This window comes from Streptomyces huiliensis (assembly GCF_020037025.1).
GTDB classification, from domain to species: Bacteria; Actinomycetota; Actinomycetes; order Streptomycetales; family Streptomycetaceae; genus Streptomyces; species Streptomyces huiliensis.
The window spans coordinates 15,051-27,311 of sequence record NZ_JAIQLH010000195.1 but is presented as its reverse complement, the minus strand read 5'-3'; the positions used below and the strand labels follow the sequence as shown (position 1 = coordinate 27,311).

The following is a 12,261-nucleotide window of genomic DNA, read 5'->3' as shown; positions in this document are numbered from 1 at the left end:
TCGCTGGCCTCGATGTCCAGGACGCCGGCCAGTGACTGCGGCTGGTTGGCGACGATGCCGACGACCTGGCCGTCGAGCCGGGCCAGGGCGCAGATGATGTTGGTCGCCCAGCGCTCGTGGACCTCGAGGTACTCGCCGTCGTCGACGATCTCCTCGATGACCTTGCGCATGTCGTACGGACGGTTGCCGTCGGCGGGGACGAGGTCGAGCAGGGCCTCGCCGGTGCGGTCCACCGGGTCCTCGCAGACGACGCGCGGCGGGTTCTCGCGGTTGTTCTGCGGGAGGAGGGAGAGCAGGTAGCGGACCTCCTCCAGGCAGGTCTCCTCGTCGTCGTACGCGAAGTGGGCCACCCCGGAGGTCTCGGCGTGCACGTCGGCGCCGCCGAGGCCGTTCTGGGTGATCTCCTCGCCGGTCACCGCGCGGACCACGTCCGGGCCGGTGATGAACATCTGCGAGGTCTCGCGGACCATGAAGACGAAGTCCGTCAGGGCGGGCGAGTAGGCCGCGCCGCCCGCGCACGGGCCGAGCATCACCGAGATCTGCGGGATGACGCCCGACGCCTTGGTGTTCCGCTGGAAGATGCCGCCGTAGCCGGCGAGGGCGGAGACGCCCTCCTGGATGCGGGCGCCGGCGCCGTCGTTGAGCGACACCAGGGGCGCGCCGGCCGCGATGGCCATGTCCATGATCTTGTGGATCTTGGTGGCGTGGGCCTCGCCCAGCGCGCCGCCGAAGATCCGGAAGTCGTGGGCGTAGACGAACACGGTCCGGCCGTGGACGGTGCCCCAGCCGGTGATGACGCCGTCGGTGTACGGCTTCTTCGCCTCCAGGCCGAAGCCCGTGGCGCGGTGCCGGCGCAGCGGCTCGACCTCGGAGAAAGAGCCCTCGTCCAGCAGCAGATCGATACGCTCGCGGGCCGTCAGCTTCCCCTTGGCCTTCTGTGCCTGGGTAGCCCGGTCGCTCGGACCACGCCGAACCTGCTCGCGGATGGCGTGCAGCTCGGCGACGCGCCCACGGACGTCACTCGCCTCTTCGGGCGCACCTTCGAGATTGCTCATGGATAGACGGTACGTGGGACCCGTGCCGGAACATCATGTCGACTCCGCACAAGGTAGTGCTCGATTTGGTGGGCAAGGAGCACAGAATCGCACTGCGCCCCTATCAGTTGCCCCTGTTCGTCTGGACTTCCCACGCTGTGGGTAGTCCACAAAACCACTCGGACTCCGTCAGGACGCGAGGCCCGCTGCGGCCGCGCCCGACCGGGCGCCGACCGGGGCCTCACCCGGTCTCGACCTCGCAGCGGTGCGGCAGACACCGGTTCCCGGGGCGGATCCGCAGCCACAGCACCGGCCCGGTGGCGCGTACCTGTACGGACGGGTCGTGGGCCACCACCCGCCGCACCGGCCGTGCCCAGAGGAGGTCGACCGGCGCGCCCGTGCGCGGGGGCTCGGCGAGGTGGAGGGTGGTGCGCCGGCCGTGGCGGCGGACGAGGACGGCGGCGGGGGCGGTGACGGTGAGGGAGCCGACAGTGCCGGCGCGCCAGAAGGCGGCGGCGGTGAGGGCGGGCGAAGCGAGACGTACGGCTTGAACGTCCGCGGTGTTGGCGAGGACGGTGAGGCGGCCGTGGTCCGCCGCCCGGGCGGCGACGGCGGCGCGGCTCGCGCCGGGCATCAGCAGGTGGACGAGACCGGCGTCCTCGGGGTCGGTGCCGTCGGGGTCGGTGCCGTGCGGGTGCCAGAGGGTGAGGTAGCGGCGGGTGAGCGGGCGGGCGGAGCCGCCGGCGTTGACGTCCCGCCAGGCGCCGGTGCGGCGTTCGTCCAGGACGTGCACGGGCGCTCCGCCGGGGAGCACCCAGCCGCCGTGCCCCTCCAGGTGCAGCCAGCGAGCGCGGGGGAAGGCCCCCGCCGCACCGGACCAGGGGAGGCCGTCCACGGTGAGCCGGGGCGGGCCGGTGAGCCGCCGGTTGTCGAGCACCGTCTCGACGGGGGTCCCGTCGCGGGCCGTGACGCCCGCGGTGAGGCAGACGACGGCGTCGTCCGCGCAGACCCAGGCCCGCCGCGCCTCCAAGGTGGAGCCGAGCCCCTTGAGGTGCTGGCCGAGGAGCGCGTACGTGCCGTCCGTGACGCCGCCCACCCAGCGGACGTCCGGTCGCGGCTTGCCCCACGCACCGCCCTCGTCGTCGGCGAGGCGCTTGGCGGAGACGGTGATGCCGGGGAGGCGGTAGGGGTCGACGGTGGGCCAGAAGCCGTCGCCGTACTGGTCCTCGCCGCCGGGGACCCACCAGAGGAGCATCCCGGCGCCGGCGTGCCAGCCGCGCGGGTTCTCGCCGTTGCCGTTCTCGTAGTGGGCGACGCGGTCGGAGGCCATGGCGAGGGCGGCGGTCCAGCCGGGGCGCCGGTGCACGGCCCGGTCCATGGCGGGGAACAGCCGGTGCCCTGCCTTCTCCGGTACGACGGGTGCGGGACCGGCGAGGACGGCCGCGAGCCGGGCCAGGTCGGCGGTTTCGAACTGGGGGTCGGCGAGGAGCGGGGCGGCCGGGTCGCCGGCGGCCCAGCCCTTGACCAGACCGTGCCACCGGGTGCGCGCGGCGGCGGGCGCGCCCTCGGCGAGCAGCGCGATGGCGGCGACGAGGGCGTGGCCACGCTGCCGGTCGCTCTGCGGCGGCCCGCCGTCGTCGGTCAGGCCCCGGCTGACGGCCCGGCCGGAGACGGTGTCCGCCACCAGGCCGTGGTGGATCAGCGGGACGAACGCCCGGTCGACGGCGTCGTGGACGAAGCGCCGGCCGGTGTCGGCGACGTCCCAGGCGGAGCCGCGCAGCAGGGCGAGGAGCCGGGCGAGGCCGTCGAGCAGCACCCACCCGTAGGTGCCGGTGTAGGGGACGGCGGTGTGCTGGAGGAACGATCCGTCGGCGTACAGGCCGTCGCCGTGGTCGACGTGGGCCAGGACCGGGGTGAGGGCGTCCCGGGCGAGCGCGAGCTTCGCGGGCGCCTCCCCCAGGACGCCGCGCAGGGCGACGACGCGGCAGAGGTCGACACGGTTGGCGCCGGTGCTGGTGCCGGTGTACGGGCCGAGCAGCGCGTCCGGGACGAAGTGGTCGACCGCCGCGAGCGCGTCGGCGCGCCGGGCGGGCCCGGCCTCGGCATGCAGCAGGGTGAGCGTGTCGAGCAGCAGGCGCGGGGTGCCGATCTGCCACTCCCACCAGTTGCCGTACCGCTGGGTGCCCGGGTGGTAGACGGTCCGGTGGACGTGGTCGAGGCCGGTGAGGACGTCGGCGGCGAGCGCCGCGTCGCCGGTGAGGCCGGTGCCGGGCTGGGCGTAGGCGCGGGCCATGACGTGCAGCCGGGCGTGGCTGAGGGTGATGCCGGAGGGCGGGTCGAAGGGGGCGTCGGGCCAGAGCGACCCGGGGGCGGGCCGCATCCGGGCCCGGTGGGTGCGGGCGGTCGCGCCGGTGCGGCGCAGGACCGCGCGGTACGGCTCGGCGGCCGGGTCGAAACCGGTGCCGAGCAGGAGGTCGCGCCAGCGGTGGCGGAGGGCGGTGAACGGGTCGGCGGGTGGGGCGACGGGTGGGGCACCCGCGACGGGGGCGGTGAGCGCCGTGGCGAGGAAGGCGCGGCGGGTCCAGGGTGGAGGCATGGGGGTCCTCACGGTGCGGGAGGGCTGCGCGGGACGGCCCACACCGTGCCAGGGCGGGACCGGGCGGCGCAATGCCGCGGGGCAGCCCCCGGGAACGGCCGCGCCACCCCCGGGAACGGCTGGAAACAGCCTCCCCGCCCGCCGCCGCGCCCCCGCAGAATCCCGTCCGACACGTCACCCAAACAAGTTGAAGCATTAACTATCCAGCGTTACCGTGGACACGGTCGAGCGATCGACCGCCCCGCCGGCCCCGCCCGGCCGGCCGCCGACCCGCGAGGAGAACGCCATGGGCCCCTTCACCCGCAAGTCCGTCTCCGGCACCGACGCCCCCGAGACCCCGGCCGCCCCGAACCCCGCGCTGGCCGCCCTCACCGGCGACTGGACCATCGACCCCGCCCACAGCACGCTCGGCTTCATGGTCCGCCACGCCATGGTCACCAACGTCCGCGGCTCCTTCCACGAGCACCAGGGCACGCTCCACCTCGACGGAACCGACCCCTCCCGCTCCACCGCCTCCCTCGACATCACCGTCGCCAGCGTGGACACCGGCATGAAGGACCGCGACGCGCACCTCCGGAAGGAGGACTTCTTCGACGTCGAGCGGTTCCCGCTGATGACCTTCCGCTCCACCGCCGCCGAGTCCCTGGGCGGCGACGTCTACCGCCTGACGGGCGACCTCACCATCAAGGACGTCACCCGCCCGGTCACCATCGACCTGGAGTTCAACGGCTCGGCCGTCGACCCCTACGGCGCCGAACGCGCCGGCTTCGAGGGCCACGCCACGATCCAGCGCTCCGACTGGGGGCTGTCCTGGAACGCGGCCCTGGAGGCCGGCGGCGTCATGATCAGCGACAAGGTGAAGCTGCTCTTCGACATCTCTGCCGTCCGCGCCACCCCCCAGGCCGCCTGAGCCCGCCGCCGGGACTCACTCCCGCGGTTCGACGCCCGCGCGCCACAGCCCGTACGCGTACGCGTCGTCGAGCGCCTGCCAGGACGCCGCGATGACGTTCTCGGCGACGCCGACCGTGGACCACTCGCCGTCCTGGTCGCTGGTGGAGACCAGGACGCGGGTGATCGAGCCGGTGCCCAGGCTGCCTTCGAGGATGCGGACCTTGTAGTCGGTCAGCTCCAGCTTGGCGAGCTGCGGATAGAAGGGTTCGAGGGCCGAACGCAGCGCCCGGTCCAGCGCGTTGACCGGGCCGTTGCCCTCGGCGGTGGCGACGATCCGCTCGCCCTTGGCCCAGAGCTTCACTGTCGCCTCGTTGGCGTGCGTGCCGTCGGGGCGGTCCTCGACGATGGCGCGCCAGGACTCGACGCGGTAGTAGCGGAGCGCCCGGCCGGTCACCTCCTGGCGGAGCAGCAGTTCGAAGGAGGCGTCCGCCGCCTCGTACGTGTAACCCTGCGCCTCCCGCTCCTTGACGCGCTCGACGACCCGGCCGACGAGTTCGCGGTCGCCGCTTAGGTCGATGCCGAGCTCCTTGCCCTTGAGCTCGATCGACGCCCGGCCGGCCATGTCGGAGACCAGCATCCGCATGGTGTTGCCGACCCGTTCGGGGTCGATGTGCTGGTACAGGTCCGGGTCGACCTTGATCGCGGAGGCGTGCAGTCCGGCCTTGTGGGCGAAGGCGGAGACCCCCACGTACGGCTGGTGCGTGGACGGCGTCAGGTTGACGACCTCGGCGATGGCGTGCGAGATGCGGGTGGTCTCGGTCAGCTTGCCGGGCGGCAGCACCCGCCGGTCGTACTTGAGCTCCAGGGCCGCGACGACGGGGAAGAGGTTGGCGTTGCCCACTCGTTCGCCGTAGCCGTTGGCCGTGCACTGCACGTGCGTGGCGCCCGCGTCCACGGCGGCCAGGGTGTTGGCCACCGCGCACCCGGTGTCGTCCTGCGCGTGGATCCCGAGCCGCGCGCCGGTCGCCGCGAGGACCGCCGCGACGGTCTCGGCCACCTGCGCGGGGAGCATGCCGCCGTTGGTGTCGCAGAGCACGACCACGTCGGCACCCGCCTCGTGCGCGGCGCGGACCACCTCGGTGGCGTACGCGGCGTTGGCCCGGTGGCCGTCGAAGAAGTGCTCGCAGTCGACGAACACCCGCCGGCCGTGCGCCCGCAGGTGGGCGACGGTGTCCCGGACCATCGCCAGGTTCTCGTCCAGCGTGGTGCGGAGCGCCAGTTCGACGTGCCGGTCGTGCGCCTTGGCGACCACGGTGACGACCGGGGCGCCGGACGCGATCAGCGCCGCGACCTGCGGGTCGTCCTCCGCCCGGACGCCCGGCTTGCGGGTGGCGCCGAAGGCGACGAGCCGGGCGTGGCGGAAGGTGATCTCCTCCCGGGCGCGCCGGAAGAAGTCGGTGTCCCGCGGGTTGGCGCCCGGCCAGCCGCCCTCGATGAAGCCCACGCCGAAGTCGTCCAGGTGCCGGGCGATGGTGAGCTTGTCCGCCACCGTGAGGTTGATGCCCTCGCGCTGCGCGCCGTCGCGGAGCGTGGTGTCGAAGACGTGGAACGCGTCGGACGGCGCCGCCTCGGGGGCGTCCGTGAGGGTGTCCGTCATGCTGCTGAGGCTCCTGTCGGGATCTCGGTCTACCGGAATGACCGGCTCCACCGTCCCTCCATGGTCCCGCGCGCTCCGTTCCCGGCTGAAGGTGGGCCGGAAACGAAAAAACCTCTCGCGGGTGCGAGAGGTCTGCGCGCGGGTCTGGGGACGACGGTGAACGCGCCGTACTGCGGTACGTACGGGGCGGTCACTGCGGACCGGCGCGCCTGCTGCCCGTAATCATGGCGAGCGAGAACACGGGACGCAGTCTTGCACAGCGGCCCCCGCCGCCGGGGAACCGTCTCACGATGCGGGCGGCGGGGCCGGATTCCGGACGAGTGTTCGGGGGTCAGGGTGCGGGCACGGCCCCCTTGGCACCCCCGAGGGCGTCGGGGTCGGCGGCCGCCTCGGCCCGGGGCGCGTCCCCGACCTTCTTGAGGTCGATGTCCCGGGTCTCCCGCATCGTCAGGTACACCACCAGCGACACCGCCGCGCAGCCCGCCACGTACCAGGAGAAGCCCGACTCGATCCCGCTCTTCTTGAACCACAGGGCCACGTACTCCGCCGTGCCGCCGAAGGCCGCGTTGGCGATGGCGTACGGCAGGGCGACGCCGAGCGAGCGGACGCCGGTGGGGAACAGCTCCGCCTTCACACAGGCGTTGATCGAGGTGTAGCCGGTGACCACGATCAGGGCGAGGAGGGCGAGGCCGAGCGCGGGCCAGAACGAACCGGCGTGCTTCAGCAGCGTCATGATCGGCACGGTGAGGAAGGTGGACCCCACCGCGAACGTGATCAGCAGCGGCCGGCGGCCGATCCGGTCCGAGAGCGCGCCCGCGAGGGGCTGGAGACAGGCGAAGACCAGCAGCGCGCAGAAGCTGACGAGCGTGGCGGTCTGCTTGGGCAGCCCGGCGGTGTTGGAGAGGTACTTGGTGAGGTACGTGGTGTACGTGTAGTACGCGACCGTGCCGCCCATGGTCAGCGCGATGACCAGCAGCGCCTCGCGCTTGTGCCGCAGCAGGGCGCGGACCGTGCCGCGGTCGCCCTGCGGGGTGTCGTCCGCCTCCTGGTACGTCTCCGTCTCCAGCATGTTGCGCCGCAGGTAGAAGATGACGGCCGCGCCCAGCGCACCGACGACGAACGGGATCCGCCAGCCCCAGTCGTGCAACTCGGCGGAGGTGAGGGTGTGCTGGAGCACGATCAGCAGCCCGAGGCCGAGCAACTGCCCGGCCGTCATGGACACGTACTGGAAGCTCGACGCGAACCCGCGGCGGCCCGGGGCCGACGCCTCCGTGAGGTACGTGGCGCTCGCCGCGTACTCCCCGCCGACCGACAGCCCCTGCAGCAGCCGGGCCACCAGCAGGACGGCCACGCCGCCGTACCCCGCCACCCCGTAGGTCGGCGCCGCGGCGATCAGCACCGCCGAGGCGGACATCAGGGTCACGGTGAGCGTGAGCGCCGCCTTGCGCCCCTTCCGGTCACCGACCCGGCCGAGCAGCCAGCCGCCCACCGGGCGCATGAAGAAGCCGACGGCGAAGATGCCCGCCGTGTTCATGAGTTTGGCGGTGTCGTTGCCTTCGGGGAAGAAGGAGCCCGCGAAGTACGTCGCGAAGCTGGCGTAGACGAACCAGTCGAACCACTCGACCATGTTGCCGGCCGAGCCGACCCAGATCTTCTTCCAGTGCTGTTCCATGGACCGCAACGGTGGCGGACGGTCTGGTTTCGGACAAGGGGGCCCTGGCAACGATCGCGCGTACTTGCGTGCGTTGTGGTCGCGGGGCGGTGTGCTGTGCCCCGGTCCCGCCCTTTCGCCGTTTCCTGGGGCTGCGCCCCAGACCCCGCTTGTCGCGGCTTCGCCGCTCGTCCTCAAACGCCGGACGGGCTGATATAGCCCGTCCGGCGTTTGAGGACAGCGCCCGAAGGGCGCTTCGGGGGTGCGGGGACTTGCCCCCGCAAGAAACGGTGAAAGGGCGGGACCGGGGCGCCCCCAACCGACTACCCCAGCGAGTGCATCCAGCCGTACGTGTCCTCCGCCGCACCCGTCTGAATGTCCAGCAGCGCCTGACGCAGCCGCATGGTCACCTCACCCGGACCACCATCACCGATCGTCCAGTCCCCACGCGCGGACTTGACCGACCCGACAGGCGTGATGACGGCAGCCGTGCCGCAGGCGAACACCTCGGTCAGAGAACCGTCCGCGTTCGCGTTCCGCCAGTCGTCCACGGAGATCCGGCCCTCAGCGACCTCGTACCCGAGGTCGGAAGCGATCCGCAGCAGCGAGGCCCGCGTGATACCGGGCAGCAGGGACCCGGTCAGCTCGGGAGTGACGATGCGGTTCCCGTACACGAAGTACAGGTTCATCCCGCCCATCTCCTCGATCCAGCGGCGCTCCACGGCGTCCAGCCAGACGACCTGGTCGCACCCCTTCTCGGCGGCCTGCGCCTGGGCGATCAGGGAAGCCGCGTAGTTGCCCGCGCACTTGGCGGCGCCGGTGCCGCCGGGGGCGGCGCGGACGTACTCCTCGGAGATCCAGACGGAGACGGGCTTGACGCCGCCGGCGAAGTAGGCGCCGGCCGGCGAGGCGATGACGACGAAGAGGTATTCCTTGGCCGGGCGCACGCCCATGCCCGCCTCGGTGGCGAACATGAACGGCCGCAGGTAGAGGGAGGCTTCGCCGGAGGACGGCACCCAGGCGCGGTCCTGCCGCACGAGCGCGTCGCACGCCTCGATGAACGTCTCGACGGGCAGCTCGGGCATGGCCAACCGGCGGGCGGACGCCTGGAAGCGCTTGGCGTTCTCCTCCGGGCGGAAGGTGGCCACGCCGCCGTCCGGACGCTGGTACGCCTTGAGGCCCTCGAAGATGGCCTGGCCGTAGTGGAGCGTCATGTTGGCCGGGTCGACCGACAGCGGCGCGTACGGCACGAGCTGGGCGTCGTGCCAGCCGACGCCGTCCGCCCACTTGATCGTGACCATGTGGTCGGTGAAGTAGCGGCCGAACCCGGGGGCGGCGAGGATGCGCTCCCGCTCCGCGTCGGACAGCGGCTGCGAGGAGGGCTTGAGCTCGATCGTGGGCGTGGTCATGGGTGCGTGTCCTTAACTTTCGGGTGCTGCGGACCGCGCTCACGCCGTCCCCGCTCTGGCGGACGTCCGAGCTTCTTCGCCTCTTTTCGCGGCCCCGTGTCCGATTATCGCTCGGAGGGGGGCACGAACGAAATACCTGTGCGAACGCCGAGGAGGCGCGCGGCCCGGTGGAACGGTGGGACTCCGGCCGCGCGCGGGGCGGACGGGTCAGGCGACTACGCCCGGTACCCCGGTCACCAGAGCGGCCAGCGCCGCCCCGATCTCCTCCGTCGAACGGGCGGCGGTCCCGGCCCGTCCCGCCAGATCGGCGGCGACGGCCTCCTCCACCCGCGCGGCCTCCCCCTCGTACCCGAGGTGCCGCAGCAGCAGGGCGACGGAGAGGACGGTCGCCGTCGGGTCGGCCGTTCCGGTGCCCGCGATGTCGGGCGCCGAGCCGTGCACCGGCTCGAACATCGACGGGAAGGTGCCGTCCGGGTTGATGTTGCCGGAGGCGGCCGTGCCGATGCCGCCGCTGACGGCCGCCGCGAGATCGGTGAGGATGTCGCCGAAGAGGTTGTCGGTGACGATCACGTCGAACCGCTCCGGCCGCGTGACGAGGAAGATCGTCGCCGCGTCGACGTGCAGGTAGTCCGTGGTGACCTCGGGGAACTCCCGGCCGACCCGGTCGAAGACGTCCTTCCAGAGCCGGCCCGCGTGCACCAGCACGTTGTTCTTGTGCACGAGCGTGAGGTGCCGCCGCGGCCGGGCCTGGGCCCGCGCGTACGCGTCCCGGACCACGCGCTCCACGCCGTACGCGGTGTTGACGCTGACCTCGGTGGCGACCTCGGCCGGGGTGCCGGTGCGCAGGGAGCCGCCGTTGCCGGTGTACGGGCCCTCGGTGCCCTCGCGGACGACGACGAAGTCGATGTCCGGGCCGCCGGCGAGGGGGGTGGCGGTGCCGGGGTAGAGGCGGGAGGGGCGGAGGTTCACGTAGTGGTCGAAGGCGAAGCGCAGCTTGAGCAGCAGGCCGCGTTCGAGCACGCCGGACGGTACGGAGGGGTCGCCCACCGCGCCGAGCAGGATCGCGTCGTGCTCCTTGAGGGACTCCAGTTCGGCGTCGGGGAGGGTCTCCCCCGTGGCGTGCCAGCGCCGGGCGCCGAGGTCGTACTCCCGGGTCTCCAGCTTCACGTCGGAGGGGAGGACGGCGGTGAGGACGCGAAGTCCCTGGGCCACCACTTCGGGGCCGATGCCGTCACCGGGGATCACTGCGAGGCGGATGCTGCGAGACATGACGGGACCGTACTGCGTCGTCCCACTGAATGACACTCTCTGTCCACCATATGGACGGCGGACGACCGCCTGAGGTCGGTTCGGCGGAATTCGGCGTAAGTGGGTGACGGAAGGGGCCTTTGCTGGCACGTTCCCGGCATGGACACTCCACGCGTAGGCATCCCCGGCCGGCTCGCCGAGCGCATGACCATGCCGGAGCAGCACGAGTACCTGCGGAGCAAGCTCACCCGGCGCGGTCTGCTGCGCGCGGGCGCGGTGACGGCCGGGGCGGCGGCCGGGACGGGCCTGCTGGGCGCGGCGCCCCCCGCCCTCGGCAGCCCGCTCTCCCCCACGCTGGTGACCGCGAGAGCCACCGCCCGGGTCAGCGGCGCGCTGGTCGCCCCCTTCGGCCGCCACCTGTCCTACGGCGCCGACCCGAAGACGCAGATGCGCGTCTCGTGGCAGGTGCCGTTCGCGGTGCGCAAGCCGTTCCTGCGGATCGGCCTCAAGCCCTGGGACCTCGGCCGCCGCCTGGAGGCGGAGGTGCGGCACCTGCACACCCCGCCGCTCGTCCGGAAGCTGCCCGCCGTCGACCAGTACTACCTGCACGTCGCGCTGGACGGGCTGCGGCCCGGCACCACGTACTACTACGGCGTCGGGCACACCGGCTTCGACCCGGCGGACGCCCGTCACCTGGGCACGGTCGCGTCCTTCCGTACCGCGCCCGCGCGCCCGGAGCGGTTCGTCTTCACGGCCTTCGGCGACCAGGGCGTCGGCTACCACGCGCTCGGCAACGACCAGGTGCTGCTGGGCCAGGAACCGGCGTTCCACCTGCACGCGGGCGACATCTGCTACGCCGACAGCAGCGGCGCGGGCCGGCCCGGCGACGTGTACGACGCGCGGGTGTGGGACCAGTTCCTGGCCCAGACGGAGACGGTGGCCCGGAGCGTGCCGTGGATGGTGACCACCGGCAACCACGACATGGAGGCCTGGTACTCCCCCGACGGCTACGGCGGCCAGAGCGCCCGCTGGGCCCTGCCCGGCAACGGCTTCGACCCGCGCCGGTCGCCGGGCGCCTACTCCTTCGTGCACGGCAACGTCGCCGTCGTCGCCCTAGACGCCAACGACGTCTCGTACGAGATCGCCGCCAACACCGGCTACAGCGACGGCCGGCAGACGGCCTGGCTCGACCGCCGGCTGCGCGAGCTGCGCGCCCGGCGCGAGGTCGACTTCGTCGTCGTCTTCTTCCACCACTGCGCCTTCTCGACGACGAAGGCGCACGCCTCGGACGGCGGCGTCCGCGACGCGTGGTTGCCCCTGTTCGACAAGCACCGCGTGGACCTCGTCATCAACGGCCACAACCACGTCTACGAGCGCACCGACGCCCTCCGCGCGGGCCGGCTCCGCCGCCGCGTCCCGATCGGCGCGACGGTCGACCCGGCGCGCGACGGCATCGTCTACGTCACGGCGGGCGGCGCCGGCGCGGACCTCTACGACTTCCCCGTCCCGGACAGCTACGAGGGCCACGTCCACGACCTCGAAAGCATCGCCAGCTACCACTGGAATAAGGGCCGGGTGAAGTCCCCCGAACGGGTGGAGTGGTCGCGGGTCCGCTTCACCGGCCACTCCTTCCTCGCGGTGGAGTGCGAGCCGGGGGCACGGCCCCGGATGCGGGTCACGGCGCTGGCGGAGAACGGGAAGCGGATCGACCACTTCGACGTGGTGCGGCGGAAGGGTTAGGAGGGGCCGGGGCCCGGGCTAGCGGCGGAGCGCCT

The 12,261-nt window shown here is 72.8% G+C and carries 8 protein-coding genes; 2 read left to right on the top strand and 6 right to left on the bottom strand.

The genetic code is table 11. From position 1 onward, the window contains the following. Together JNW98_RS27140 and JNW98_RS27135 are read right to left on the bottom strand one after the other, a co-directional pair. The coding region (locus JNW98_RS27140) for an acyl-CoA carboxylase subunit beta (protein ID WP_223770941.1) at positions 1-1,055 on the bottom strand (1,055 nt) is incomplete at its 3' end. 220 nt (positions 1,056-1,275) lie between these two features. Further along, a complete protein-coding gene (locus JNW98_RS27135) occupies positions 1,276-3,630 on the bottom strand; it encodes a polysaccharide lyase 8 family protein (RefSeq protein WP_223770940.1) in 2,355 nt (784 codons plus the stop codon). A 286-nt stretch (positions 3,631-3,916) separates the two neighbouring features. Between JNW98_RS27135 and JNW98_RS27130 the strand changes: the two genes are divergently transcribed. Then, a complete protein-coding gene (locus tag JNW98_RS27130) occupies positions 3,917-4,540 on the top strand; it encodes a YceI family protein (protein WP_223770942.1) in 624 nt (207 codons plus the stop codon). A 15-nt stretch (positions 4,541-4,555) separates the two neighbouring features. Here JNW98_RS27130 and cimA read toward each other — a convergent pair whose 3' ends face one another. The 4 genes from cimA to JNW98_RS27110 form a co-directional block, all read right to left on the bottom strand. Next, a complete protein-coding gene (gene cimA, locus JNW98_RS27125; RefSeq protein ID WP_223770939.1) occupies positions 4,556-6,178 on the bottom strand; it encodes a citramalate synthase in 1,623 nt (540 codons plus the stop codon). A gap of 331 nt (positions 6,179-6,509) precedes the next feature. Beyond that, positions 6,510-7,850 (bottom strand): MFS transporter, encoded by a 1,341-nt coding sequence (locus JNW98_RS27120; RefSeq protein ID WP_223770938.1) that lies wholly within the window; start codon positions 7,848-7,850, stop codon positions 6,510-6,512. A gap of 302 nt (positions 7,851-8,152) precedes the next feature. After that, positions 8,153-9,238 (bottom strand): branched-chain amino acid aminotransferase, encoded by a 1,086-nt coding sequence (locus JNW98_RS27115; protein WP_223770937.1) that lies wholly within the window; start codon positions 9,236-9,238, stop codon positions 8,153-8,155. A gap of 207 nt (positions 9,239-9,445) precedes the next feature. Further along, the gene (locus tag JNW98_RS27110; protein ID WP_223770936.1) at positions 9,446-10,507 is read right to left on the bottom strand and encodes a 3-isopropylmalate dehydrogenase; all 1,062 of its coding nucleotides are present in this window, start codon (positions 10,505-10,507) and stop codon (positions 9,446-9,448) included. Positions 10,508-10,645: 138 nt separating this feature from the next. Here JNW98_RS27110 and JNW98_RS27105 point away from each other — a divergent pair, with 138 nt between their 5' ends. Continuing rightward, positions 10,646-12,226, top strand: a complete 1,581-nt coding sequence (locus tag JNW98_RS27105) for a purple acid phosphatase family protein (RefSeq protein ID WP_223770935.1) — start codon at positions 10,646-10,648, stop codon at positions 12,224-12,226. The last annotated feature ends 35 nt before the right edge of the window (positions 12,227-12,261 follow it).